Source organism: Solibacillus sp. GQ1, assembly GCF_059758555.1.
This window is the reverse complement of sequence record NZ_JCAXEX010000005.1, coordinates 15568-39092: the sequence shown is the minus strand read 5'-3', so window position 1 is coordinate 39092 and position 23525 is coordinate 15568. Positions and strand designations below refer to the sequence as shown.

At 39.5% G+C, this 23525-nt stretch carries 35 protein-coding genes; 34 read left to right on the top strand and 1 reads right to left on the bottom strand.

Annotated elements, in window-relative coordinates; translation table 11 throughout:
* The first annotated feature begins 126 nt into the window (after positions 1-126).
* Both AC6CH1_RS16590 and AC6CH1_RS16585 read left to right on the top strand, forming a co-directional pair.
* Positions 127-2304, top strand: a complete 2178-nt coding sequence (locus AC6CH1_RS16590) for a malate synthase G (protein WP_498318546.1) — start codon at positions 127-129, stop codon at positions 2302-2304.
* A gap of 149 nt (positions 2305-2453) precedes the next feature.
* Positions 2454-3275 carry a methyl-accepting chemotaxis protein gene (locus tag AC6CH1_RS16585; RefSeq protein WP_498318544.1) on the top strand — a complete coding sequence of 274 codons (822 nt, stop codon included), beginning with the start codon at positions 2454-2456 and terminating at the stop codon, positions 3273-3275.
* A gap of 41 nt (positions 3276-3316) precedes the next feature.
* On the opposite strand, the gene AC6CH1_RS16580 is transcribed toward AC6CH1_RS16585, so the two are convergent.
* Positions 3317-4204 carry a LysR family transcriptional regulator gene (locus AC6CH1_RS16580; protein WP_427713716.1) on the bottom strand — a complete coding sequence of 296 codons (888 nt, stop codon included), beginning with the start codon at positions 4202-4204 and terminating at the stop codon, positions 3317-3319.
* A 119-nt stretch (positions 4205-4323) separates the two neighbouring features.
* Between AC6CH1_RS16580 and AC6CH1_RS16575 the strand changes: the two genes are divergently transcribed.
* The 32 genes from AC6CH1_RS16575 (at position 4324) to rpsK (ending at position 23416) form a co-directional block, all read left to right on the top strand.
* Positions 4324-5004, top strand: a complete 681-nt coding sequence (locus AC6CH1_RS16575) for a response regulator transcription factor (RefSeq protein ID WP_498318542.1) — start codon at positions 4324-4326, stop codon at positions 5002-5004.
* Positions 5001-5975, top strand: a complete 975-nt coding sequence (locus AC6CH1_RS16570; RefSeq protein ID WP_498318540.1) for a sensor histidine kinase — start codon at positions 5001-5003, stop codon at positions 5973-5975. The genes AC6CH1_RS16575 and AC6CH1_RS16570 overlap by 4 nt, the downstream gene beginning before the upstream one ends.
* Before the next feature lie 97 nt (positions 5976-6072).
* The gene (locus tag AC6CH1_RS16565; RefSeq protein WP_251690875.1) at positions 6073-6834 is read left to right on the top strand and encodes an ABC transporter ATP-binding protein; all 762 of its coding nucleotides are present in this window, start codon (positions 6073-6075) and stop codon (positions 6832-6834) included.
* Positions 6824-8809, top strand: coding sequence for an FtsX-like permease family protein (locus AC6CH1_RS16560; RefSeq protein ID WP_498318538.1), 1986 nt, complete (start codon positions 6824-6826; stop codon positions 8807-8809). The genes AC6CH1_RS16565 and AC6CH1_RS16560 overlap by 11 nt, the downstream gene beginning before the upstream one ends.
* Positions 8810-8934: 125 nt before the next feature.
* Positions 8935-10254 carry a Na+/H+ antiporter family protein gene (locus AC6CH1_RS16555; protein ID WP_498318537.1) on the top strand — a complete coding sequence of 440 codons (1320 nt, stop codon included), beginning with the start codon at positions 8935-8937 and terminating at the stop codon, positions 10252-10254.
* A 361-nt stretch (positions 10255-10615) separates the two neighbouring features.
* Positions 10616-10924 (top strand): 30S ribosomal protein S10, encoded by a 309-nt coding sequence (rpsJ, locus tag AC6CH1_RS16550; protein WP_008406970.1) that lies wholly within the window; start codon positions 10616-10618, stop codon positions 10922-10924.
* Positions 10925-10975: 51 nt separating this feature from the next.
* On the top strand, positions 10976-11605 hold the full coding sequence (gene rplC, locus AC6CH1_RS16545; protein WP_251690869.1) for a 50S ribosomal protein L3: 630 nt from the start codon (positions 10976-10978) through the stop codon (positions 11603-11605).
* A 27-nt stretch (positions 11606-11632) separates the two neighbouring features.
* Positions 11633-12256 (top strand): 50S ribosomal protein L4, encoded by a 624-nt coding sequence (gene rplD, locus AC6CH1_RS16540; protein WP_251690867.1) that lies wholly within the window; start codon positions 11633-11635, stop codon positions 12254-12256.
* On the top strand, positions 12256-12540 hold the full coding sequence (gene rplW, locus AC6CH1_RS16535) for a 50S ribosomal protein L23 (RefSeq protein WP_008406966.1): 285 nt from the start codon (positions 12256-12258) through the stop codon (positions 12538-12540). Before rplD ends, rplW begins: the two co-directional genes overlap by 1 nt.
* Positions 12541-12583: 43 nt before the next feature.
* Entirely contained in the window at positions 12584-13414 is an 831-nt protein-coding gene (gene rplB / locus AC6CH1_RS16530) for a 50S ribosomal protein L2 (protein ID WP_251690865.1), read from the top strand.
* A 60-nt stretch (positions 13415-13474) separates the two neighbouring features.
* Positions 13475-13753 (top strand): 30S ribosomal protein S19, encoded by a 279-nt coding sequence (gene rpsS / locus AC6CH1_RS16525; RefSeq protein WP_004233637.1) that lies wholly within the window; start codon positions 13475-13477, stop codon positions 13751-13753.
* 22 nt (positions 13754-13775) lie between these two features.
* Positions 13776-14120, top strand: coding sequence for a 50S ribosomal protein L22 (gene rplV / locus AC6CH1_RS16520; protein ID WP_008406963.1), 345 nt, complete (start codon positions 13776-13778; stop codon positions 14118-14120).
* Positions 14121-14123: 3 nt separating this feature from the next.
* Positions 14124-14780, top strand: coding sequence for a 30S ribosomal protein S3 (gene rpsC / locus AC6CH1_RS16515; protein WP_340716736.1), 657 nt, complete (start codon positions 14124-14126; stop codon positions 14778-14780).
* Between the two features lies 1 nt (position 14781).
* Positions 14782-15216: a 50S ribosomal protein L16 gene (rplP, locus tag AC6CH1_RS16510; RefSeq protein ID WP_008406960.1), complete on the top strand. Its 435-nt coding sequence runs from the start codon at positions 14782-14784 to the stop codon at positions 15214-15216.
* Positions 15206-15406, top strand: coding sequence for a 50S ribosomal protein L29 (gene rpmC, locus AC6CH1_RS16505; protein ID WP_008406958.1), 201 nt, complete (start codon positions 15206-15208; stop codon positions 15404-15406). Before rplP ends, rpmC begins: the two co-directional genes overlap by 11 nt.
* An 18-nt stretch (positions 15407-15424) precedes the next feature.
* Complete coding sequence (gene rpsQ, locus AC6CH1_RS16500; protein ID WP_008406957.1) at positions 15425-15688, top strand: 30S ribosomal protein S17; 264 nt, start codon at positions 15425-15427, stop codon at positions 15686-15688.
* A gap of 46 nt (positions 15689-15734) precedes the next feature.
* Positions 15735-16103: a 50S ribosomal protein L14 gene (gene rplN / locus AC6CH1_RS16495; RefSeq protein ID WP_008406955.1), complete on the top strand. Its 369-nt coding sequence runs from the start codon at positions 15735-15737 to the stop codon at positions 16101-16103.
* Between the two features lie 37 nt (positions 16104-16140).
* Complete coding sequence (gene rplX, locus AC6CH1_RS16490) at positions 16141-16449, top strand: 50S ribosomal protein L24 (RefSeq protein WP_191701161.1); 309 nt, start codon at positions 16141-16143, stop codon at positions 16447-16449.
* Positions 16450-16477: 28 nt separating this feature from the next.
* Positions 16478-17017 carry a 50S ribosomal protein L5 gene (gene rplE, locus AC6CH1_RS16485; RefSeq protein ID WP_079523482.1) on the top strand — a complete coding sequence of 180 codons (540 nt, stop codon included), beginning with the start codon at positions 16478-16480 and terminating at the stop codon, positions 17015-17017.
* A 21-nt stretch (positions 17018-17038) separates the two neighbouring features.
* Complete coding sequence (gene rpsN / locus AC6CH1_RS16480; protein WP_008406949.1) at positions 17039-17224, top strand: 30S ribosomal protein S14; 186 nt, start codon at positions 17039-17041, stop codon at positions 17222-17224.
* Between the two features lie 30 nt (positions 17225-17254).
* Positions 17255-17653: a 30S ribosomal protein S8 gene (gene rpsH, locus AC6CH1_RS16475; protein WP_008406947.1), complete on the top strand. Its 399-nt coding sequence runs from the start codon at positions 17255-17257 to the stop codon at positions 17651-17653.
* A 31-nt stretch (positions 17654-17684) separates the two neighbouring features.
* On the top strand, positions 17685-18224 hold the full coding sequence (rplF, locus tag AC6CH1_RS16470) for a 50S ribosomal protein L6 (RefSeq protein WP_251690862.1): 540 nt from the start codon (positions 17685-17687) through the stop codon (positions 18222-18224).
* Positions 18225-18266: 42 nt separating this feature from the next.
* Complete coding sequence (rplR, locus tag AC6CH1_RS16465) at positions 18267-18626, top strand: 50S ribosomal protein L18 (protein WP_008406944.1); 360 nt, start codon at positions 18267-18269, stop codon at positions 18624-18626.
* 21 nt (positions 18627-18647) lie between these two features.
* Positions 18648-19148: a 30S ribosomal protein S5 gene (gene rpsE / locus AC6CH1_RS16460; RefSeq protein WP_251690860.1), complete on the top strand. Its 501-nt coding sequence runs from the start codon at positions 18648-18650 to the stop codon at positions 19146-19148.
* 14 nt (positions 19149-19162) lie between these two features.
* Entirely contained in the window at positions 19163-19342 is a 180-nt protein-coding gene (gene rpmD, locus AC6CH1_RS16455; RefSeq protein ID WP_008406936.1) for a 50S ribosomal protein L30, read from the top strand.
* A gap of 33 nt (positions 19343-19375) precedes the next feature.
* Positions 19376-19816 carry a 50S ribosomal protein L15 gene (rplO, locus tag AC6CH1_RS16450; RefSeq protein ID WP_008406935.1) on the top strand — a complete coding sequence of 147 codons (441 nt, stop codon included), beginning with the start codon at positions 19376-19378 and terminating at the stop codon, positions 19814-19816.
* Entirely contained in the window at positions 19816-21111 is a 1296-nt protein-coding gene (gene secY, locus AC6CH1_RS16445; protein ID WP_251690858.1) for a preprotein translocase subunit SecY, read from the top strand. Before rplO ends, secY begins: the two co-directional genes overlap by 1 nt.
* Positions 21112-21173: 62 nt before the next feature.
* Positions 21174-21827, top strand: coding sequence for an adenylate kinase (locus tag AC6CH1_RS16440; RefSeq protein WP_251690856.1), 654 nt, complete (start codon positions 21174-21176; stop codon positions 21825-21827).
* Between the two features lie 413 nt (positions 21828-22240).
* A complete protein-coding gene (gene infA / locus AC6CH1_RS16435) occupies positions 22241-22459 on the top strand; it encodes a translation initiation factor IF-1 (protein WP_008406932.1) in 219 nt (72 codons plus the stop codon).
* A 37-nt stretch (positions 22460-22496) separates the two neighbouring features.
* The gene (gene rpmJ, locus AC6CH1_RS16430) at positions 22497-22610 is read left to right on the top strand and encodes a 50S ribosomal protein L36 (RefSeq protein ID WP_000868344.1); all 114 of its coding nucleotides are present in this window, start codon (positions 22497-22499) and stop codon (positions 22608-22610) included.
* A 24-nt stretch (positions 22611-22634) separates the two neighbouring features.
* Entirely contained in the window at positions 22635-23000 is a 366-nt protein-coding gene (gene rpsM / locus AC6CH1_RS16425; protein ID WP_008406720.1) for a 30S ribosomal protein S13, read from the top strand.
* A gap of 26 nt (positions 23001-23026) precedes the next feature.
* Positions 23027-23416, top strand: coding sequence for a 30S ribosomal protein S11 (gene rpsK, locus AC6CH1_RS16420; RefSeq protein ID WP_008406718.1), 390 nt, complete (start codon positions 23027-23029; stop codon positions 23414-23416).
* Positions 23417-23525: the final 109 nt, after the last annotated feature.

Sequence of the window (23525 nt, the reverse complement as noted above, 5' to 3'; positions counted from 1 at the left end):
TAAAAGCATAATGTTTATTCAATATATGTATTTCATTTATATATCATGCCTCTTGTATAATGAAATGTAAGAACAGGGGATTCTAATTAATTATTAGAAATGTTCATTTAAAAGGGGGATTTAATAGTGACAAATTATGTGCAAGTGGGGAAATTACAAGTAGCGGAAGTATTATTTCAGTTTATTAATGAACAAGTATTGCCAAATAGCGGAGTAGAGCAAACGGCATTTTGGAACGGCTTTGATCAGCTAGTTCATGAGCTGGCACCTGAAAATAAGGCATTACTTGCTCATCGGGATACACTGCAGGCTCATATTAATGAATGGCATAAAGGAAATAAGGGGAATTTCCAATTTGCTGACTATAAAGCATTTTTAGAAGAAATCGGTTATGTAGAACCAAAAGTAGAAGATTTTCAAGTGGAAACTGAAAATGTGGATGCAGAAATTGCATATCAGGCAGGTCCGCAATTAGTTGTACCTGTAAGCAATGCACGTTATGCGATTAATGCTGCCAATGCACGTTGGGGAAGTTTCTATGATGCACTTTATGGTACAGATGCCATCAGTGATGAAGATGGTGCTGAAGCAGGTAAGGGTTATAATCCGATCCGTGGTAACAAAGTAATCGATTATGCGAAAAAATTTTTAGATCAAGCAGCTCCTTTAACATCAGCCTCACATAAAGAAGCGACAACTTATAAAATTGCAGAAAGCCAATTAGTAGTGACACTTGCAAATGGTGAAACAGCGACATTGACGGAACCTGAAAAGTTAGTGGGCTATAAAGGAACAGCAGAACAGCCGACTGCAATTTTACTTAAAAATAATGATTTACACATTGAAATTCAAATCGACCGCAATCATCCAATCGGAAAAGACGATGCAGCTGGTGTAAAAGATATTTATTTAGAGTCCGCAATTACAACAATTATGGACTGCGAGGACTCGGTAGCAGCAGTAGATGCAGAAGATAAAGTTGAAGTATATTCGAACTGGTTAGGGCTAATGAAAGGCGACTTGACGGCAACCTTTGAAAAAGGCTCAAAAACGGTAACACGTACACTAAATTCTGACCGTGTATATACGGGAGTCAATGGTGATGAGGTAACATTAAACGGACGCTCGTTAATGTTTATCCGCAATGTAGGTCACTTAATGACAAATCCGGCTATTTTAGATAAAGATGGTAGTGAAGTGCCTGAAGGAATAATCGATGGTGTCGTAACGAGCTTAATAGCGAAGCATGAAGTAATCGGTAATGGCCAGTATAAAAACTCACAAAAAGGTTCTATTTATATTGTAAAACCGAAAATGCACGGCTCAAAAGAAGTAGCGTTTGCAAATAAGCTATTTGAGCGTGTAGAAGATTTAATCGGGTTGGAACGTTTCACGTTAAAGATCGGTGTCATGGATGAAGAGCGTCGTACATCACTTAACTTAAAAGCATGTATTCGTGAAGTGAAAAACCGTATCGTATTTATTAATACTGGATTCCTGGATCGTACAGGTGATGAAATCCATACATCGATGGAAGCAGGTCCAATGATTCGCAAAGGCGAAATGAAAACATCAACATGGTTAACTTCTTATGAAAAATCCAATGTCGTTGTTGGGTTAAATGCGGGCTTACAAGGCCGTGCACAAATTGGTAAAGGTATGTGGGCAATGCCGGACTTAATGGCGGATATGATTGAACAAAAAATCAACCACCCGAAAGCAGGAGCGAATACTGCCTGGGTACCATCGCCGACAGCAGCCACTTTACATGCCACTCACTACCATGAAGTAAATGTTAAAGATGTTCAAAAAGGTATTGTGACATCGGAAGATTTACAGGATGCGATTTTGGAAATTCCTGTTGCTGCAAATACAGACTGGTCACCGGAAGAAATTCAACATGAGCTTGATAATAATGTACAAGGAATTCTAGGCTATGTTGTTCGCTGGGTGAATCATGGTGTGGGCTGTTCGAAAGTGCCGGATATTAATGATATCGGCTTAATGGAAGACCGCGCAACGTTGCGTATTTCAAGTCAGCATGTAGCGAACTGGCTGCATCACGGTATTTGTACGAAAGAACAAGTAGAGGAATCGTTGAACCGTATGGCAAAAGTTGTAGACGAGCAAAATGCCGATGATCCGGAATACTTGCCAATGTCAGCAAACTACGGGGAATCCGTAGCTTTCCAAGCGGCAAGCGAATTGATATTTAAAGGTTATGATCAGCCAAATGGATACACAGAGCCAATTTTACACAAAAAGCGTATTGAAGCTAAAGCCAAACAAAAAGTAAACGCATAAGATTTTCTAAGTGACTGCTATTTCTTCTGAAATAGTAGTCTTTTTTGTTTAAGCATTAAAAGTTGACGGAAATTCGCTCGATTTACAGAAAAAATGGTATAATAGTAACAATATAGTAATTTTAGTAATAGGAAAGAAGAGAGTTAAACATGCTAAATAAAATTGAATCATTAGATGCGCTTATTTCATTGATACCGATCGTGAAAGATGCTATTCCAACAGACGTATCGATTGGGGTATGTGATATCGAAAAGTTTGTAGCCTATTTCCCGGCTAAAGACTTAGACTTGAAGATCCGAATAGGCCAAAAATTACATTCTGAAGAGCCGTTAATGATTGCATTAAAGAAAAGCCGTCGTTTAGAAGCAATTGTACCAGCCGATTATTATGGTTTTGAATTTATCGGGACTGCAACGCCATTATACGATAAAACAGGTAAAACAATTGGAGGAATTGCTGTCCAAGTAAGAAAGCATTCGGAATTAATAGAAATTTCCCAAGCAATAACAGGTTCTTTAACACATGCGAACGAACAGATTGGCAGTATTGCGGATGGTTCTACAAGGTTGAGGGAGGCGGCAAACGAGCTACTGCAACAATCAAAGCAGGCTGAAAGGAATGTTCAACAGACTTCCGACATTTTATCATTATTGAAACGTATGGCGGACCAAACGAATTTGCTTGGATTAAATGCAGCGATCGAAGCTGCCCGAGCAGGTGAAAAAGGGAGAGGCTTTGAAGTCGTAGCGACGGAAATCCGCAAATTTTCGAAGGAAACAATTGAATCAACACAAAAAATTAGAGAAACGATGAACCAAATTAATGAGGCTACACAAAAAATTACGAAGTCTATTGCTCAAATTTCCACTATCGGAACATTACAGAGCGAGTCTATTCAACAAGTTTCCGATTTTGTGAAGGAAATTCAAATGATGTCTTCGCAGTTAAATGAATATGCCAATAAATTATAAAATGGTTGCCTAGAGGTACTGAAACTTTCTAGGCAACTTTTTTATTGGGCAACAAATTCCCGGGCAAGTTTAATAAATTCCCGTACAGCAAAAGGCAAGTATTTATTTTTCTTCCACGTAACCCCTAGTTCAAGATAGATTGATTCTTCCTGAAAAGGGATGCATTTAATCGAATTGTACGGAATTTTTTCGGCAAGTTTTTTCGGAAGCAGCGCAATCCCCAATTTTGCCTGAACCATTTCGATAAATAGATCTTTCTGAGTCGTTTCACAGGCAATTGTAGGGAAGAAACCTTGTTTGGAGCACTCCTCAATAATACGGTCATACAAAATAAAATCTTTCCGGTAAATAATAAAAGTCTCATTCGCTAGTTCACTTAGCTGTATCGTTTCTTTTGCAGCTAAAGGATGACTTTCATGGACGATTAACATTAAAGGGTCTTTTAAAAAACGTATTGTTTCCAAAGATTCGTTCGAGGAAGTTACACTGCATACTAATCCGACATCCAGTTCACCAGCTTCAATTTCCTGGCGTATGCGCTTCGTTCCGACTTCCGTTAATAAAATTTCGATATATGGATTAAGCTCTTTATAATAGCTAATCAATTTTGAAAAAAACTCGGCCCCAACAATCGGTGGAATGCCGATACGGATTTGTCCTTTCTTTAGTTCCATCAAATCTGTTAATTCCGAACGCAGATTTTGAAATGATTCAAGTACTTGCATTGAATTCACAAGAACGGCCTGACCGGCATCCGTCAGCTCAAGCTGTTTGGATGAACGGTAAAACAGCGGTACACCTAGCTCTGACTCAAAGTTTTGGATTGCTTTACTAATAGATGGCTGTGACACATGTAATGTTGCTGCTGCCTTTGTAAAACTTAAATGCTTGGCTACTTCAACAAAATATTCGATTTGGCGTAGATCCATTTTTCTTTCCCCACCTCTTCACCTATAATTCCAGTAATTGAATTGATTATAGCAAAGTTTGTAAGGGTTGGACTGTTAGTTTTTTGTATAATGGAAGTATATAGAAGGAGTGGTGTTCTTTGAAGGTATTATTAATAGAGGATGATGTCTCCATATTTGAACTCATAGGTGAACGATTAGCACAATGGAATATTCAAGTAATTGGGCCGAAAGACTTTCAACACATAATGGTGACATTTAAAGAAGAAGAGCCTCAGCTTGTTATTATTGATATTCAGTTGCCTGCATTTGACGGCTTCCATTGGTGTCGTGAAATAAGGGCGGTATCGAATGTCCCTATTTTATTTCTTTCTTCACGCGATCACCCGATGGACATGATCATGGCGATGCAAATGGGAGCAGATGACTTTGTGCAAAAACCTTTCCATACAGAAGTATTAGTCGCAAAAGTACAAGCATTGCTTCGTCGTGCATATAATTATCAGGAAGCACAGCAAGGTGATATTGAAAAATGGTATGGAGCTGAAATTCATTATGACCGCGCAATTGTTCATTATAAAGATAAACAGGTAGAGTTGACAAAAAATGAGCTGTTTATTTTAAAGGTGCTGGTCAAGGCAAAAGGGCAAATCGTCTCCCGGGATGAACTAATGCGTAAATTATGGGATGATGAACGCTTTGTAAATGACAATACATTAACGGTCAATGTAAACCGCTTACGCCAACGTTTAGAGGATATTGGGCTAATCAATGTGATTATGACGAAAAAAGGCCTTGGCTATTTGGCGGTGGATGCATGATCCGCTTGTTTATAAGACAATATATTTCTATGATGCTATTTGTCATCATTCTTCAGCTGCTATTGAATTTAATACTATTTCTAGATAAAGGCTTCCACGATGTTTCACTACTCTATTTAAACATCATTTGGTTTACGCTCGTAGCCAGTTATTTCAGCTTACGCTATATGAAAGACAGGAAATTGATGAAGCCGTATGCGAAGTTTTTTAATGGAACTTACTATGATGTTATCCATGAAGATTATAAAGAGCAGCTGGCTGATATGAATGGAAAAGTACAGGAACAGAAGCAGATCGTACTAGAACGGCAGGATGAACTTTTAGCATGGGTACATGAAATGAAATCCCCATTAACGGCAATGCAGCTGTTGATGGAAAAAGTAGAGAAAAGCGAAGTAAAGGAACGCATTGAAAATGAATGGCTGCGCCTTTATTTATTATTAGACCAGCAGCTTCATGCAACACGTCTTATGACAATCGAGATAGATAACCGAATAGAAAAGGTAAAGGTGAAGGACGTACTTATCCAAGAAATTAAAGCATTGCGCAGCTGGTGTTTTGAAAAGCAAATCGCCATTGATCTGGAAGTGGATGATCTTACTGTACAATCAGACGCAAAGTGGCTAGGTTTTATCGTACGGCAAATTTTATCGAATGCGGTAAAGTATAGTGATGTCGGGGGGGAAATCAGAATATCCGCTCATATGGTTAATGAGCAGGCAGTTCTCATCATTCAAGATGACGGAATCGGTATAAAGCGTGAAGATTTGCCGCGTGTATTCCGCAAATCCTACACGGGAACAATTGGTCGTGAAACGAGTGCTGCAACAGGGATGGGGCTGTATCTTGCTAAACAGGCGGCACAATCACTGCATATTCTTCTGGCAATCGAATCAATAGAAGGGGTAGGTACTTCTGTAAAAATTACTTTCCCTAAAATGAATGAATATCAAAAAACGCTTGGAATGTGACGAACTTGTCACTTACCACGCGTTTTTGTCATGTAAATCAAACGATTCCCATTAACGGAACATGTAGAATAAAGTTAACAAGAAAGGATGGGAAACAATGAGCATTTTAATCGCACGTAAAGTTCGAAAAACATATGGTAAGCGCTCGCTTGCACAGGAAGTATTAAAGGGCATAGATTTGGAAGTAGAAAAAGGCGAATTTATCGGTATTATGGGCGCTTCTGGTTCGGGAAAAACAACATTATTAAATGTACTGTGCTCCATAGACCAAGTGACAGACGGATTTGTCGAAATTAATGGGCAAAAACTTCAAGGGATGAAGGAGCGTACATTAGCGAAGTTTAGACGTGATGAGCTCGGCTTCATCTTCCAGGACTATAATTTACTGGATACGTTGACGGTAAAGGAAAATATTCTGTTGCCGTTATCGCTTAGTTCCATTCCAAAAGCAGCAGCGGAGCAACGTTTAAAGGAGCTTGTATCGATTTTAGGGATTGCAGATATTTTAACAAAATACCCGAATGAAATATCCGGTGGTCAAAAGCAGCGTACATCTGCAGCTCGAGCCCTAGTAACCAATCCATCACTTGTATTTGCAGATGAGCCAACAGGTGCACTTGATTCAAAAGCCGCAACTGCACTGCTCGATAATTTAGCAAAAATTAATCAAGCAAAAAACGCAACGATTATGATGGTTACACATGATGCCATTGCCGCAAGTTTCTGTTCGCGTGTACTGTTCTTAAAAGACGGCCAAATTTATACGGAACTGTATAAGGGCGATAAATCGCGCAATGAGTTTTTCCAGCAAATTTTGAATACGCAAAGTGTTTTAGGCGGTGAGCAGAGTGAAGCTTAGACAGCTCGTTATTAAAAGCATGATAAAAAATATGCGTCACTATTATTTATACTTTTTCGCACTCATTTTCAGTGTGACGCTGTTTTTCTCGTTTGTAACACTGCAGTATAATGAGTCGGTTATTGAAGCGACAAAAGCGAGCGGAACAGCCGCTTCAGGATTTGAAGCGGCTTCGTATATGCTGTATTTTATCGTACTGTTCTTCGTACTGTATGCCAATCACTTATTTATTAAGCGCCGCAGCAAGGAAATTGGGTTGTATCAATTGGTCGGCATGACAAAAGGGCTTGTGACACGCCTAATCGCCTTTGAAAACATCCTATTGTTTGCTGGTGCGGTAAGCGCCGGAATTTTATTAGGCTTTTTAAGCTCACGTCTATTTGCGATGATTTTACTGAAGCTATTAAAATTTGATGCGGTTGTAACGTTGAGTATTAGTAAAGTTGCAGTTGTGAATACGTTAATTGTATTTGGTATTCTGTTAGTAATCATTTTAGTGCAAATGGCATTTATGGTATACAGAACAACATTGCTTTCGTTATTTAATGCATCCAAACAGGCGGACGAGCGTGTAAAACGCTTTAGTGTATTCCCAATGTTGATGGGTGCGATTGGGTTGGCTTTGATTATTTATGGCTACTATAAAAGTACGGTATTATTTTCAGGGCAAACAACGAACTTATTTTTAAGTATGATTATTATTTTAGCTACGACAATCGGCGGGACTTACTTTGTATTCCGCTATTCGGTTGCATTCATATTAAATTTGTTTCGTATAAGAAAGAAAGGGCATTTGAACCTGACCGATGTTCTGGCGCTGACACCGATTATGCACCGGATGAAAGGCAATGCTAAATCTCTTACACTCATTACTGTGATTACAGCAGTGTCTCTTGCAATTACCACCCTTTCCTACATTAGCTATTATTCAGCAAATAGTACGGCGGAAAACTCAATTCCAGCAGATTATATAATAGTAGATGGACGTGAAGAGGCATTCATTGATGCGCTAGAGGAGAATGAATTAGCATTTGAGGAAAAGACATTTAGACTAACAAGCGCACAGTTTGATATGACAGACTTCTTTTCTGGTGAAATAATAGATATGCTTCAAGGTAATACATTAGCGGATGTATTAATGATTCCGCTTTCGGACTACCAACAGCTTGACTCAGATGTAAAGCTTTCAGAGGGCGAAGCAATTATTGCAGGGTATAACGGCTTTCAGGCAAAGATAATGCCGCTTGAAGCACCTTTGGATTTAACATTTTTGCATCAAGAACACCGATTTCCTTTAAAAGTTAAGGAAGTAAATGATACATCGGTTGTAGCATGGCGTATTACGGCAGGTGGCTTTGTTGTTATCGTTGAAGATACGGTTTTTGAACAGTTGCAGCAACTAAATAAAGAACATGCAATTGGTTATACAACAAAAGAGCAAACATCAATTAACTTAATTGATGCTGATGATGAAACATATCAAATTGTAGAAAAACTATATAAACAAACAGGTGCCAATATACTGTATGAAGATGGTGAAGCAAACCGAGGAGTCAATAAACTGAGTTCTCAACGATCAACTGTTGAATACAATTTAAACCTTTACGGGACAACAATATTTACTACGGCGTTTCTAGGTTTAGCATTTTTACTGGCAACGGGCAGCATTTTATACTTTAAGCAAATGTCTGAAGCGGATGAAGAGATGGAATCTTACAAGATTCTTCGGAAAATCGGTTTTACACAAGAGGAATTAACGCGCGGTATAATGATGAAACAGTTATTTAACTTTGGTGTACCGTTACTGATCGGACTATTGCACAGCTACTTTGCAGTGAAATCCGGATGGTTTTTATTCGGTACAGAATTGACAACGCCTCTACTTGTCACAATGGCATTATATATCGTCATGTATATCATATTTGCCGCATTAACAATCAATTATTACAGAAAAATAATAAAACAGGCTTTATAATACTTCAAACCGTCAATTTTCTCTTATTTGACGGTTTTATTTTATCTATATCCGTTGACTCACATTCAATTTTCTTGTAACTTTAACACATTAGTAATTTAGCAGACGAAAGTGAAGTGTACAACATGAATGCTGTTTTAATAGCGGTAGGGGTCATGCTTATTTTAAGCCTACTGCGTATAAATGTCGTTTTATCCCTGACTATTGGGGCAATTATTGGCGGCCTTGCCGGCGGATTAGATATAACAGAGACGATTAAGGCCTTTGTAGACGGTCTTGGCGGGGGTGCAACCATTGCGCTAAGCTATGCATTGCTAGGTGGATTTGCACTTGCAATATCTCGTACTGGTATCCCTGAAATATTAGTAAAAGCAATTTTAAAAATTGTACAGCGTGAAGGTGACACTCAAAAGAAAGGTGCTGCCAAAGCATTAATCTTCTTAGTATTGCTGGCAATGGCAATCATGTCGCAAAACTTGATTCCGGTGCATATTGCATTTATTCCTTTAATCGTACCGCCAATGATCAAAATTATGAACATGCTGCAAATCGACCGCCGTTTAATCGCATGTATTTTAACATTCGGTTTAGTTATGCCTTATATGTTCATACCTGCAGGGTTCGGTTTAATCTATCAGGGTATTATTGTCGATCAAATGGCCATAGCAGGGCTTGACGTTGCTTTGAGCGATGTTCCTAAGGCAATGGCTATTGTAGCGTTAGGGATGGTTGTGGGGCTTGCAGGAGCCTTTGTTACTTACCGTAAACCAAGACAGTATGAAAATATCGAACTGGAAACATCGGATAATTTAAATAAAGAAGTAAATACATTACACATAATTTTTGCTGCAGTAGCATTAATCATTTCTATAGTAGTACAAGTAATGACGGATTCAATGATTGTCGGGTCGATTGCCGGTATTATCATTTTATATATTACAGGTGCACTAAAAGTAAAAGAAGCAGATCAAGTTCTATCGGATGGAATGCGTATGATGGCGTTTGTCGGGTTTGTTATGATTTCAGCGAACGGGTTTTCAGCTGTTATAAATGCTACAGGCGATGTTGAAACACTAGTATCAGGTGCAATGGACATTTTTAACGGGAATGTATGCATAGCCGTTTTAGTTATGTTAATTGTAGGTTTAATTGTCACAATGGGAATTGGTTCTTCATTTGCAACGATTCCAATCATCGCAGCAATCTTTGTTCCAATCGCAATTGAACTGGGACTAAGTGAATTAGCGATCATCTGTTTAATTGGAACAGCGGGTGTACTCGGTGATGCTGGCTCCCCGGCATCCGATTCTACATTAGGTCCGACAGCGGGGCTAAATGTCGATGGACAGCACAACCATATTTGGGACACATGTGTACCGACGTTTATCTTCTATAATATTCCGCAGGTTATTTTCGGCTGGATCGCAGTCGTTTTCTTCCTATAATAATAGTCGTCGCTTTCAGCAAATAGAAAGCGACGATTTTTTCATTTTCTGAGCCGTTAGTTTTCAGAATAATATATTTAAAGCATATTACTCCCTTTTCAGTTGCTTTCAACGTCAGAAACTTATATACTAGAAAACGGCTCAAAAAGAGCGAACCTATTTATAAAGAATAAAACATTATGAAAAGAATTTTGCTAAAAGACTTGCGAACTTCTTTTTTATTGTATATAATGTTGAATGTTGGTCTTTGACTGCGATGAAGCGAGAGGTTGCCGACACACCCGGCCGCTTTGCCATGGCGGTGTGTAGGAGAAATTTTCGTGGAGAATGTCTAGAAAATAGGCGAGAAGGAGGGAAAGTAATGGCAAAACAAAAAATTCGTATTCGTTTAAAAGCATATGATCACCGTATCCTTGATCAATCTGCTGAGAAAATCGTTGAAACTGCGAAACGTTCAGGTGCTGGAGTATCGGGTCCGATCCCACTACCAACTGAAAGATCTGTATACACGATCTTACGTGCGGTTCATAAGTACAAAGATTCTCGTGAGCAATTTGAAATGCGCACACATAAACGTCTTATCGACATCGTTAACCCGACACCACAAACTGTTGATGCGTTAATGAAGCTTGATTTACCATCTGGCGTTGATATCGAAATCAAACTTTAATGGTAAAAACAAATATAAAACTTTTTCTAAAATTTACAGGAGGTGTGACAAATGACTAAAGGAATCTTAGGTAGAAAAATTGGTATGACTCAAGTTTTCGCTGAAAACGGAGATCTTATCCCAGTAACAGTAATCGAAGCTACTCCAAACGTAGTTTTACAAAAGAAATCTGTTGAAACTGATGGCTACGAAGCGATCCAATTAGGTTTTGAAGACAAGCGCGTTAAGCTTTCTAACAAACCTGCACAAGGTCACGTAGCAAAAGCAAATACTGCTCCTAAGCGCTTCATCCGTGAGTTCCGCAACTTAGAAGCTGCGACTTACGAAGTTGGTCAAGAAGTCAAGGTTGAAATTTTCGCTGAAGGCGATGTAATCGATGTAACAGGTGTAACAAAAGGTAAAGGTTTCCAAGGTGTTATTAAACGTCATGGTCAATCTCGCGGCCCTATGTCTCACGGTTCTCGTTACCACCGTCGTCCTGGTTCAATGGGTCCAGTTGCCCCGAACCGCGTATTCAAGCAAAAGAAATTACCTGGTCAAATGGGTGGCACAGTTGTTACTATTCAAAACCTTGAAATCGTTAAGGTTGATGTAGAGCGCAACTTACTACTTGTTAAAGGTAATGTTCCTGGTTCTAAAAAAGCATTAGTAACAGTTAAAACTGCTATTAAATCAAAATAATTCTCTTAAAGAAAGGAGGAAACAGGAATGACAAAGGTTTCTGTACTTAGTCAAACAGGTGCTTCAGTTGGTGAAATCGAATTAAACGATGCGATTTTCGGAATCGAGCCAAACGAAGCTGTATTATTCGACGCTGTAGTTGCACAACGTGCTTCTTTACGTCAAGGTAATCACAAAGTTAAAAACCGTTCTGCAGTTGCTGGTGGTGGTCGTAAACCATGGCGTCAAAAAGGAACTGGTCGTGCTCGTCAAGGTTCGATCCGCTCTCCACAATGGCGTGGTGGTGGTGTTGTATTCGGTCCTACTCCACGTAGCTACGCTTACAAACTACCTAAGAAAGTTCGTCGCTTAGCGATTAAGTCTGCTTTATCTACAAAAGTATTAGAGCAAAACTTAGTAGTACTTGATGCATTATCATTTGATGCACCAAAAACAAAAGATTTCAAATCAGTATTAGCTGCTTTAGAAATCAGCAAAAAAGCATTATTCGTAACTGCTGAAGTTAACGAAAACGCTATTTTATCTGCTCGTAACATCCCTGGTGTTACAGTGTTAACAGCTGAAGGAATCAACGTATTAGACCTATTAGGTCACGATAAAGTTGTATTCACTCAAGATGCTGTAAAAAAAGTTGAGGAGGTGCTTGGATAATGGAAGCACGTGATATCTTAAAACGTCCGGTCATTACTGAGCGTTCTTCAGAAATTATGGCAGAGAAAAAGTATACTTTCGAAGTAGACACTCGCGCTAACAAAACTCAAGTTAAAGACGCTGTTGAAGAAATCTTCGGTGTTAAAGTTGAGAAAGTAAACGTAATGAACTACAAAGGTAAGTTCAAACGCGTTGGTAAATTTGGCGGCTACACTAACAAACGTCGTAAAGCGATTGTTAAATTAACTGCTGATTCAAAAGAAATCGAGTTATTCGAAATCTAATTTCAAATTTATATAAGTAACCTTAAAGAAGGAGGGAAAACAAATGGCGATTAAAAAGTATAAGCCAACCACAAATGGTCGTCGTAATATGACGTCATCTGACTTTGCGGAAATTACAACTAATAAACCAGAAAAATCTTTATTATTACCAATTAAACGCAAAGCTGGTCGTAACAACCAGGGTAAAATTACTGTTCGTCATCACGGTGGCGGTCACAAGAAACAATACCGTGTTATCGATTTTAAACGTCTTAAAGACGGCATTCCAGGACGAGTTGCTACGATCGAATACGATCCAAACCGTTCTGCGAACATCGCTTTAATTAACTATGCTGACGGTGAAAAACGTTACATCTTAGCTGCGAAAGGTCTTGAAGTAGGTCAAACTATTTATTCAGGTCCAGAAGCGGATATCAAAGTAGGTAACGCATTACCATTAGCAAACATTCCAATGGGTACAACAATCCATAACATCGAAATGAAACCTGGTAAAGGTGGACAATTAGTACGTTCAGCTGGTACTTCTGCGCAAGTATTAGGTCGTGAAGGTAAGTATGTAATCGTTCGTTTACAATCTGGTGAAGTTCGTTTAATTCTTGCTACTTGCCGTGCAACAATCGGTCAAGTTGGTAACCAAGAACATGAACTTATCAACATCGGTAAAGCAGGTCGTTCTCGCTGGTTAGGTAAACGCCCAACTGTACGTGGTTCTGTAATGAACCCTAACGATCACCCACACGGTGGTGGTGAAGGACGTTCTCCAATTGGACGTAAATCTCCAATGACACCATGGGGTAAACCAACTCTTGGTTACAAAACTCGTAACAAGAAAAATAAATCATCTAAATTTATTATTCGTGGACGTAAAAAATAATGTGGTAAAACTACGGTTCAGTTCGAGAGCCGTGGTCGTATCACGGAGGGAGGTTCCTAAATGGGTCGCAGCTTAAAGAAAGGACCTTTTGTTGATGACCACCTAATGAAAAAGGTGGAAGCACAAGAGGCTTCTGAGAAAAAACAGGTTATTAAAACTTGGTCTCGCCGTTCTACTATCTTCCCTAACTTCATCGGTTTAACAATCGCTGTATATGATGGACGTAAACACGTTCCTGTATACGTAACTGAAGATATGGTAGGTCATAAACTTGGTGAGTTCGCACCAACTCGTACTTATAAAGGTCACGGTGCAGATGACAAGAAAACAAGACGCTAATTTTGAGAGGAGGTAAATCCTAATGACACAAGCTAAAGCTATCGCTCGTACAGTTCGTATCGCTCCTCGTAAAGTACGTCTAGTAGTAGACTTAATCCGAGGCAAGCAAATTGGTGAAGCAGTTGCAATTTTACGTCATACTCCAAAAGCGGCGTCTCCAGTCGTTGAGAAAGTATTAAAATCTGCAGTTGCTAACGCTGAACATAACTATGAGTTAGATGTTAATAACTTAGTTGTATCTGAAATCTTTGTTGATGAAGGTCCAACATTAAAACGTTTCCGTCCACGTGCACAAGGTCGTGCGTCGGCAATCAACAAACGTACTAGCCACATTACAATCGTGGTATCTGAGAAGAAGGAGGTTTAATCCGTGGGTCAAAAAGTACATCCAATAGGACTACGTGTTGGTGTTATTCGTGACTGGGAGTCAAAGTGGTTCGCTGAGAAAGACTACGCTAACTTATTACACGAAGACATCAAAGTACGTAAATATATCGAAACTAAACTTAAAGATGCATCTGTATCTAAAGTAGAAATCGAACGCGCTGCAAATCGCGTAAACATCACTATTCACACTGCGAAACCAGGTATGGTTATCGGTAAAGGTGGTACGGAAGTAGAAAACTTACGTAAACACTTAACTGAATTAACTGGTAAACGTGTGCATATCAACATTATTGAAATCAAACGTGCAGATCTTGACGCTAAATTAGTAGCTGAAAACATCGCTCGTCAACTTGAGAACCGCGTATCATTCCGTCGTGCTCAAAAACAATCAATCCAACGCACAATGCGCGCTGGTGCAAAAGGTATTAAAACACAAGTATCTGGTCGTTTAGGTGGCGCTGATATCGCGCGTGCTGAACACTATAGCGAAGGAACTGTTCCGCTTCATACATTACGTGCTGACATTGATTATGCACATGCTGAAGCTGATACTACTTACGGTAAACTAGGCGTTAAAGTTTGGATCTACCGTGGTGAAGTCCTTCCTACTAAAAAGAACTCTGTGGAAGGAGGCAAATAAAATGTTATTACCTAAACGCGTAAAATATCGTCGTGAACACCGTGGTAACATGCGTGGAGAAGCGAAAGGCGGTAAAGAAGTATCTTTCGGTGAGTTTGGCTTACAAGCTACAACAGCATCTTGGATTACAAACCGTCAAATCGAATCTGCTCGTATCGCAATGACTCGTTACATGAAACGTGGCGGTAAAGTTTGGATCAAAATCTTCCCACATAAACCTTACACGAAAAAGCCTCTAGAAGTCCGAATGGGTTCTGGTAAAGGTTCTCCTGAAGGTTGGGTAGCAGTAGTAAAACCAGGAAAAGTAATGTTCGAAATTGCTGGTGTATCTGAAGAGGTAGCACGTGAAGCACTTCGTTTAGCATCACACAAACTTCCTGTTAAATGTAAGATTGTAAAACGTCAAGAAACTGGTGGTGAATCTAATGAAAGCTAATGAAATCCGTGACCTTGCCACTAATGAAATCGAATTAAAAGTGAAATCACTGAAAGAAGAGCTTTTCAACCTTCGCTTCCAATTGGCGACTGGTCAATTAGAAAACACAGCTCGCATCCGTGAAGTTCGCAAAGCGATCGCACGTATGAAAACTGTGATTCGTGAAAGAGAAATCAGTGCAAATAACTGATAAAGGAGGGTTTTAAGTATGACTGAGCGTAACCAACGCAAAGTTTACACGGGCCGTGTTGTTTCTGACAAAATGGATAAAACAATTTCTGTTTTAGTTGAAACTCATAAAAAGCACAAGCTTTATGGCAAGCGTGTAAAATACTCGAAAAAGTTTAAAGCTCATGATGAGCTAAACACTGCGAATATCGGTGATATCGTACGTATCATGGAAACTCGCCCGCTATCAGCTACTAAACGCTTCCGTTTAGTTGAAGTTGTAGAAAAAGCGGTTATTATTTAATAACACATTTCGGAATAAAATATATTTCCGAAGGGAGGTAACCTAAGTGATTCAACAAGAAAGTCGTATGAAAGTTGCTGACAACTCAGGTGCACGTGAAGTTTTAACGATTAAAGTACTTGGTGGTTCTGGACGTAAAACTGCAAACATCGGTGATATCGTTGTTTGTACAGTTAAGAAAGCAACACCAGGTGGCGTTGTCAAGAAAGGTGACGTTGTTAAGGCTGTTATCGTTCGCACAAAATCAGGTGCTCGTCGTAAAGACGGTACTTACATTAAGTTTGATGAGAATGCTTGCGTAATTATCAAAGATGATAAATCACCACGCGGAACTCGTATTTTCGGACCAGTTGCACGTGAATTACGTGATGGCAACTTCATGAAAATCGTTTCTCTAGCTCCAGAAGTTCTTTAATTTCATGACAGTACCAATCAAGGAGGTGCGACACATAATGCATGTTAAAAAGGGCGATAAAGTAAAGGTAATTACTGGTAAAGACAAAGGTAAAGAAGGCGTAATCTTAGCTGCTTTCCCTAAACAAGACCGTGTTCTTGTTGAAGGTGTAAACATCGTTAAGAAACACGTTAAACCTAACCAACTTAACCCACAAGGTGGAATTGTATCTCAAGAAGCTGCAATCCACGTTTCGAACGTAATGCTAATCGATCCTAAATCTGGCGAGCCGACTCGTGTAGGTATTGAGATCAAAGATGGCAAAAAAGTTCGTGTTGCAAAAAAATCAGGTGTAGTAATCGACTAATAAGTAAATTGAGAAGGGAGGTACACACATGAGCCGCCTAAAAGAAAAGTATTTAAACGAAGTTTCACCTGCTCTTATGAGCAAGTTCGAATATAAATCAGTAATGCAAGTTCCAAAAGTGGAGAAAATCGTAATCAACATGGGTGTTGGTGACGCTGTTCAAAACTCAAAAGCTCTTGATGTAGCTGTTGAAGAATTAACAACAATTACTGGTCAAAAACCAGTAGTAACTAAAGCGAAAAAATCTATCGCAGGTTTCCGTTTACGTGAAGGTCAAGCGATCGGTGCTAAAGTTACACTACGCGGTGAGCGTATGTATGAATTCCTGGATAAATTAATCTCTATCGCACTTCCACGTGTACGTGACTTCCGTGGTGTTTCTAAAAAAGCATTCGACGGTCGCGGTAACTATACATTAGGTGTTAAAGAACAATTAATTTTCCCAGAAATCGATTACGATAAAGTTTCAAAAGTACGCGGTATGGACATCGTGATCGTAACTACTGCGAATTCTGACGAAGAAGCTCGCGAGTTATTAACACAGTTCGGTATGCCGTTCCAAAAGTAATAAAATAAGGAGGGCGAAGACGTGGCAAAAAAATCAATGATCGTTAAACAACAACGCACGCAAAAATTTAAAGTTCAAGAATATACACGTTGTGAACGCTGTGGCCGTCCACACTCTGTATACCGCAAATTTAAACTTTGCCGTATTTGTTTCCGTGAACTTGCATATAAGGGACAAATTCCTGGCGTTAAAAAAGCCAGCTGGTAATCCCCTAATTTGGGAAGGAGGTAAATTTTCATGACAATGACTGATCCGATTGCAGATATGCTTACACGCATTCGTAATGCGAACATGGTTCGTCACGAGAAGTTAGAAGTTCCTGCTTCTAACGTAAAGAAAGAGATCGCTGAAATTTTAAAGCGTGAAGGTTTCGTACGTGATGTAGAATATGTAGAAGACAACAAGCAAGGTATCATCCGTATTTTCTTAAAATACGGTAAAGAGAACGAGCGTGTTATCACTGGTCTAAAACGTATTTCTAAACCAGGTTTACGTGTATATGCTAAAACAAACGAAGTACCTAAAGTATTAAACGGTCTTGGTATCGCTTTAGTATCTACTTCAAACGGTTTATTAACTGACAAAGAAGCTCGCGCTAAACAAGTTGGCGGAGAGATCTTAGCATACATTTGGTAATTAGTAAGAAAAGAACGGAGGTGCAATATAAATGTCTCGCGTAGGTAAAAAAGTTATCGAAGTACCTGCTAACGTAACAATCGAAGTCGCTGCTGACAACGTTGTTACTGTTAAAGGTCCTAAAGGCGAATTAACTCGTCAATTCAACCAAGATATGAAAATCGAGCAAGAAGGCAACACACTTTCAGTTGTTCGTCCTTCTGATTCTAAAGAACACCGTACAAACCACGGTACAACTCGTGCGTTACTAGCTAACATGGTAACAGGTGTTTCTGAAGGCTTCACTCGTACTCTAGAACTTGTCGGTGTAGGTTACCGTGCACAGTTACAAGGTACTAAGCTTGTACTAAACGTTGGTTACTCTCACCCAGTTGAGTTTACACCTGAGCAAGGATTAGAGGTCGAAGTTCCTTCGAACACGAAGATCATCGTTAAAGGTATTTCTAAAGAGCGTGTTGGTGCATTAGCATCTAACATCCGTGACGTACGTCCACCAGAGCCATACAAAGGTAAAGGGATCCGTTACGAAGGTGAATTCGTTCGCCGTAAAGAAGGTAAAACAGGTAAATAATGCGGCATAAAACCGCATTAAATTTTGAAAGGAGTGACCACTGTGATTACGAAACAAGATAAAAATCAAGTTCGTAAAAAACGTCATGGGCGTGTTCGTTCTAAAATTTCGGGTACTGCACAACGTCCACGTTTAAACGTATTCCGTTCTAACAAGAACATTTATGCACAACTAATCGATGACGTAGCTGGCGTAACTTTAGTTTCTGCTAATACTCAAGAAAAAGCTTTCGAAGGTATGGGCGCAAACGTAGAAGCTGCTGCTAAAATCGGTGAAACAATCGCTAAACGCGCTGCTGAAAAAAATATTACTACAGTAGTATTTGACCGTAGCGGTTACTTATATCACGGACGTGTAAAAGCTTTAGCAGAAGCTGCACGTGAAAACGGCTTAGAATTTTAATAAGAAGGAGGGACATACTTCATGAGTCGCATTGACGCAAACAAATTAGAACTTGAAGAACGCGTAGTTACAATTAACCGTGTTGCTAAAGTTGTTAAAGGTGGTCGTCGCTTCCGCTTCTCTGCTCTAGTAGTAGTAGGAGATAAAAATGGTCATGTAGGATTTGGTACTGGTAAAGCCCAAGAGGTTCCAGATGCAATCCGTAAGGCTGTTGAAGACGCGAAGAAAAACTTAATCGAAGTACCACGCGTGGGTGGAACTACTCCACACTTAGTGCAAGGTCGCTTCGGTGCAGGTTCAATCTTAATCAAACCTGCAGCTCCTGGTACAGGAGTTATCGCTGGTGGTCCGGTACGTGCCGTACTGGAATTAGCTGGTATTACTGATATTCTTTCAAAATCTCTTGGTTCAAACACACCAATCAACATGGTGCGTGCAACTGTAGCAGGTTTAACTGAATTAAAACGCGCAGAAGAAGTTGCAAAACTACGCGGTAAATCAGTGGAAGAGTTATTAGGATAAGGGGGGGAATTATAATGGCTAAATTACAAATTACCCTTAATAAATCTGTCATCGGTACTAAACCAAACCAACGTAAAGTTGTTGAGGCTTTAGGATTACGTAAATTAAACCAAACTGTGGAACAAGCTGATAACGCTGCAATCCGCGGGATGATTACAAAAGTAGCTCACTTAGTTACTGTTAAAGAAATTTAATTTCAATTATACGAACAAGGAGGTGCCACCCAAATGAAACTTCATGAGTTAAAACCAGCAGAAGGTTCACGTAAAGTACGTAACCGCGTTGGTCGTGGTATCGGTTCTGGTAACGGTAAAACTTCTGGTAAAGGTCATAAAGGTCAAAACGCTCGTTCTGGCGGCGGCGTTCGCCCAGGATTTGAGGGGGGTCAAAACCCACTTTTCCGTCGTTTACCTAAACGTGGCTTTACGAACATTAACCGTAAAGAATACGCTATCGTTAACCTTGACGCGTTAAACCGTTTTGAAGATGGTGCAGAAGTAACACCTGCATTATTATTAGAAACTGGTATCGTGAGCAACGAAAAAGCTGGAATCAAAATTCTAGGTCATGGAACGTTAAGCGTTAAGCTTAATGTTAAGGCTCACAAATTCTCAGCTTCTGCAAAAGAAGCAATTGAGAACGCTGGCGGAACAACTGAGGTGATCTAATGTTTCAGACAATCTCTAACTTTATGCGCGTTCGAGATATACGAAATAAAATCATCTTCACACTTTTAATGTTAATCATTTTTCGTCTCGGGACATTCATCCCGGTACCAAATGTTAACGCAGATGTATTAAAGGCAACTGATGAGTTCAGCTTAGTAGGTTTCCTTAATACGTTTGGCGGTGGTGCATTGGCAAACTTCTCGATCTTTGCGATGGGGATTATGCCGTACATCACAGCCTCAATTATTGTCCAGTTACTTCAAATGGATGTTGTTCCTAAGTTTGCAGAATGGGCGAAACAAGGTGATGTAGGTCGACGCAAGTTGGCTCAATTCACTCGTTACTTTACGATTGTATTAGCATTCATTCAATCTTTCGCAATGAGCTTTGGGTTTAACCAATTTTATGGCGGATCATTGATTACGGATACTAGTATTCAATCGTACTTAACGATTTCAATCGTATTAACTGCAGGTACTGCATTCCTATTGTGGTTATCTGAACAAATTACTGCATATGGTGTTGGTAACGGTATTTCTATCATTATCTTTGCTGGTATCGTAGCTGCGATTCCTAACGCAGTAAACCAAATCTATGCACAACAAATTGATGGAGCCGGCGATCAATTGTTTATCAATATTGCCATTTTAGTTCTATTAGTTCTAGTGCTGCTTGCTGTTGTCGTTGGAGTTATTTATATTCAACAAGCGTTGCGTAAAATTCCAATCCAATATGCAAAACGAGTTGCTGGGAATTCACCTAAAGTTGGTGCACAGCAAACGCATTTACCGTTAAAAGTAAATGCTGCAGGGGTTATTCCGGTAATCTTTGCGGTAGCGTTTATTGTTACACCTCAAACTTTAGCAACATTCTTTGGAGATAATAATGTAACAGCGTTTATTACGAACACGTTTGACTATACTAAACCTGTTGGTATGTTAATCTATGTTGCTTTAATTATCGCCTTCACATATTTCTATGCATTCATTCAGGTGAATCCGGAAAATGTGGCAGACAACTTGAAAAAGCAAGGTGCTTATATCCCGGGTATCCGCCCAGGTAATGACACTCAAGCTTACTTAACAAAAGTTCTTTATCGTTTGACATTAGTTGGTGCTTTATTCTTAGTTGCTATTTCAGTAATGCCGATTTTATTCATTAACTTTATGAACCTGCCAGCTTCGGCTCAAATCGGGGGAACAAGTATGATTATCGTAGTCGGTGTTGCACTTGAAACGATGAAACAGTTAGAGTCTCAATTAGTGAAGCGTCATTATAAAGGCTTTATGAAATAATGCAGGTTTAGGAAACATTCTCGTTTCCTTACCGGCTTATGCTATAAAGGGGAGTATTACGTATGAATATCGTTTTAATGGGTCTTCCAGGTGCCGGTAAAGGTACTCAGGCTGACAAAATTGTTGAGAAGTACGCAATCCCTCATATTTCTACAGGCGATATGTTCCGTGCCGCTATTAAAGAAGGTACAGAATTAGGTTTACAGGCCAAATCATTTATGGATCAAGGTGCATTGGTACCTGATGAAGTAACGATTGGTATTGTTCGTGAACGTCTTTCACAACCAGACTGCGAAAAAGGTTTCTTATTAGACGGATTCCCGCGTACAGTTCCTCAAGCTGAAGCTTTAGATAGCATCCTTGAAGAATTAGGGCGCCCAGTTGAGCATACAATTAATGTTCAAGTTGAAAAAGAAGAATTAATCGCACGTTTAAGTGGTCGTCGTATTTGTAAGACTTGTGGTACATCATATCATTTAGTGTTCAACCCACCAAAAGTGGATGGCATTTGTGATAAAGATGGCGGCGAGTTATACACGCGTGCAGATGATAATCCTGAAACTGTTACAAACCGTCTGGAAGTAAATATGAACCAAGCGCAACCTTTACTTGATTTTTATAAAGCAAAGGGAGTACTTACAAATATTAATGGACAGCAAGAAATTTCAAAAGTATTTGCTGATCTTGATGCTCTATTGCAGGGCAGCCGCAGCTGATATCCGTCCGGGCGCTAGACAGCTTCCGCGGTAGTCATGCGGAGGCAACAACGAAACATAATTTTTTGAGAGTTGCAAAAGCATATTGTGCCCGGTATATACTATAAAGGTTGAGCACTAAATTAGTGTGATGACATCTTTGTAACGTATAATGGGTTTCGTGGAAGCATCTGTGTAACGGGTATGAATCTCTCATCAAGACATTCCGGCTATCGTGTTAACATAAGGATGCGGTTCCTTATAGGATACTGTTTCCATGGATTGTGTGAAGCGAAACCAGACGAGCGTCTTATTCTACATCTCTCATGCAATCCAAACCATATGTTGAAACGAGTTGCTTCTTAATTAGGAGAAACAGTTGCAAGAGCTCGCATGAGTTTTTTGATATAAGCATATAGAAGGGAGTCGAGAAGATGGCGAAAGACGATGTAATTGAAGTCGAAGGGACAGTTCTTGAGACTTTGCCAAACGCGATGTTTAAGGTAGAATTAGAAAATGGGCACACTGTGCTTGCACACGTATCTGGAAAGATCCGTATGCATTTTATCCGTATCCTACCTGGAGATAAGGTTACTATTGAGTTATCCCCTTATGATTTAACTCGCGGTCGTATCACATACCGTTTTAAATAATCTTTTGCACTCCGGACTATTAAGGAGGTTAGGTTAGATGAAAGTGAGACCATCTGTGAAACCGATCTGCGAAAAATGTAAAGTAATTCGCCGACGCGGTAAAGTAATGGTAATCTGTGAAAATCCTAAACACAAACAAAAACAAGGATAATTAATCAAGGAGGTGCACTAACGAATGGCACGTATTGCTGGTGTTGATATTCCTCGCGACAAACGCGTTGTAATTTCATTAACATACATTTACGGTATTGGTAAAACTACTTCTCAAAAAGTATTAGCAGGTGCAGGTATTGACGAAAATACTCGCGTTAAAGACTTAACAGAAGATCAATTAAACCAAATTCGTGAACAATTAGATTCATACAAAACTGAAGGTGACTTACGTCGTGAAGTTTCTTTAAACATCAAACGTTTAATGGAAATTGCTTCAAACCGTGGTATCCGTCACCGTCGTGGTTTACCTGTTCGTGGTCAAAATACGAAAAACAATGCGCGTACGCGTAAAGGTCCACGTAAGACTGTAGCGAACAAGAAAAAATAATTAAGTAAAGGAGGTTCCTTCTTAACATGGCTCGTAAACAACAAACTCGTAAACGTCGTGTGAAAAAGAACATCGAATCTGGTGTTGCTCACATCCGTTCTACATTCAACAATACAATCGTAACGATCACTGATATGCAAGGTAACGCATTATCTTGGTCTTCAGCTGGTGCTTTAGGTTTCCGTGGTTCACGTAAATCAACTCCATTCGCAGCTCAAATGGCTGCTGAAACAGCTGCAAAAACTTCAATGGAACATGGTTTAAAAAACATTGAAGTAACAGTTAAAGGTCCTGGTTCAGGTCGTGAAGCTGCAGTACGTGCACTTCAAGCTGCTGGATTAGAAGTAACTGCTATTAAAGACGTTACTCCAGTTCCTCATAACGGTTGCCGTCCGCCAAAACGTCGTCGTGTGTAATGGGTGCAGCTTAGAAGTATAATTACTTCTACGTACATCATGTTACTTTGTACAAAAGTCTTGTGCATTTTATAGTCTAACTCAGATTAACAACTATGATGATAAGAAC

What these genes read in the sequence shown, in the direction of transcription:
- AC6CH1_RS16585 (WP_498318544.1), top strand. Translation starts at nt 2,454, where the DNA reads ATGCTAAATAAAATTGAATCATTAGATGCGCTTATTTCATTGATACCG.
- AC6CH1_RS16580 (WP_427713716.1), bottom strand. Translation starts at nt 4,204, where the DNA reads ATGGATCTACGCCAAATCGAATATTTTGTTGAAGTAGCCAAGCATTTA.
- AC6CH1_RS16570 (WP_498318540.1), top strand. Translation starts at nt 5,001, where the DNA reads ATGATCCGCTTGTTTATAAGACAATATATTTCTATGATGCTATTTGTC.
- AC6CH1_RS16565 (WP_251690875.1), top strand. Translation starts at nt 6,073, where the DNA reads ATGAGCATTTTAATCGCACGTAAAGTTCGAAAAACATATGGTAAGCGC.
- AC6CH1_RS16555 (WP_498318537.1), top strand. Translation starts at nt 8,935, where the DNA reads ATGAATGCTGTTTTAATAGCGGTAGGGGTCATGCTTATTTTAAGCCTA.
- rpsJ (WP_008406970.1), top strand. Translation starts at nt 10,616, where the DNA reads ATGGCAAAACAAAAAATTCGTATTCGTTTAAAAGCATATGATCACCGT.
- rplC (WP_251690869.1), top strand. Translation starts at nt 10,976, where the DNA reads ATGACTAAAGGAATCTTAGGTAGAAAAATTGGTATGACTCAAGTTTTC.
- rplD (WP_251690867.1), top strand. Translation starts at nt 11,633, where the DNA reads ATGACAAAGGTTTCTGTACTTAGTCAAACAGGTGCTTCAGTTGGTGAA.
- rplW (WP_008406966.1), top strand. Translation starts at nt 12,256, where the DNA reads ATGGAAGCACGTGATATCTTAAAACGTCCGGTCATTACTGAGCGTTCT.
- rplB (WP_251690865.1), top strand. Translation starts at nt 12,584, where the DNA reads ATGGCGATTAAAAAGTATAAGCCAACCACAAATGGTCGTCGTAATATG.
- rpsS (WP_004233637.1), top strand. Translation starts at nt 13,475, where the DNA reads ATGGGTCGCAGCTTAAAGAAAGGACCTTTTGTTGATGACCACCTAATG.
- rplV (WP_008406963.1), top strand. Translation starts at nt 13,776, where the DNA reads ATGACACAAGCTAAAGCTATCGCTCGTACAGTTCGTATCGCTCCTCGT.
- rplP (WP_008406960.1), top strand. Translation starts at nt 14,782, where the DNA reads ATGTTATTACCTAAACGCGTAAAATATCGTCGTGAACACCGTGGTAAC.
- rpmC (WP_008406958.1), top strand. Translation starts at nt 15,206, where the DNA reads ATGAAAGCTAATGAAATCCGTGACCTTGCCACTAATGAAATCGAATTA.
- rpsQ (WP_008406957.1), top strand. Translation starts at nt 15,425, where the DNA reads ATGACTGAGCGTAACCAACGCAAAGTTTACACGGGCCGTGTTGTTTCT.
- rplX (WP_191701161.1), top strand. Translation starts at nt 16,141, where the DNA reads ATGCATGTTAAAAAGGGCGATAAAGTAAAGGTAATTACTGGTAAAGAC.
- rplE (WP_079523482.1), top strand. Translation starts at nt 16,478, where the DNA reads ATGAGCCGCCTAAAAGAAAAGTATTTAAACGAAGTTTCACCTGCTCTT.
- rpsH (WP_008406947.1), top strand. Translation starts at nt 17,255, where the DNA reads ATGACAATGACTGATCCGATTGCAGATATGCTTACACGCATTCGTAAT.
- rplF (WP_251690862.1), top strand. Translation starts at nt 17,685, where the DNA reads ATGTCTCGCGTAGGTAAAAAAGTTATCGAAGTACCTGCTAACGTAACA.
- rpsE (WP_251690860.1), top strand. Translation starts at nt 18,648, where the DNA reads ATGAGTCGCATTGACGCAAACAAATTAGAACTTGAAGAACGCGTAGTT.
- rpmD (WP_008406936.1), top strand. Translation starts at nt 19,163, where the DNA reads ATGGCTAAATTACAAATTACCCTTAATAAATCTGTCATCGGTACTAAA.
- rplO (WP_008406935.1), top strand. Translation starts at nt 19,376, where the DNA reads ATGAAACTTCATGAGTTAAAACCAGCAGAAGGTTCACGTAAAGTACGT.
- secY (WP_251690858.1), top strand. Translation starts at nt 19,816, where the DNA reads ATGTTTCAGACAATCTCTAACTTTATGCGCGTTCGAGATATACGAAAT.
- AC6CH1_RS16440 (WP_251690856.1), top strand. Translation starts at nt 21,174, where the DNA reads ATGAATATCGTTTTAATGGGTCTTCCAGGTGCCGGTAAAGGTACTCAG.
- infA (WP_008406932.1), top strand. Translation starts at nt 22,241, where the DNA reads ATGGCGAAAGACGATGTAATTGAAGTCGAAGGGACAGTTCTTGAGACT.
- rpmJ (WP_000868344.1), top strand. Translation starts at nt 22,497, where the DNA reads ATGAAAGTGAGACCATCTGTGAAACCGATCTGCGAAAAATGTAAAGTA.
- rpsM (WP_008406720.1), top strand. Translation starts at nt 22,635, where the DNA reads ATGGCACGTATTGCTGGTGTTGATATTCCTCGCGACAAACGCGTTGTA.
- rpsK (WP_008406718.1), top strand. Translation starts at nt 23,027, where the DNA reads ATGGCTCGTAAACAACAAACTCGTAAACGTCGTGTGAAAAAGAACATC.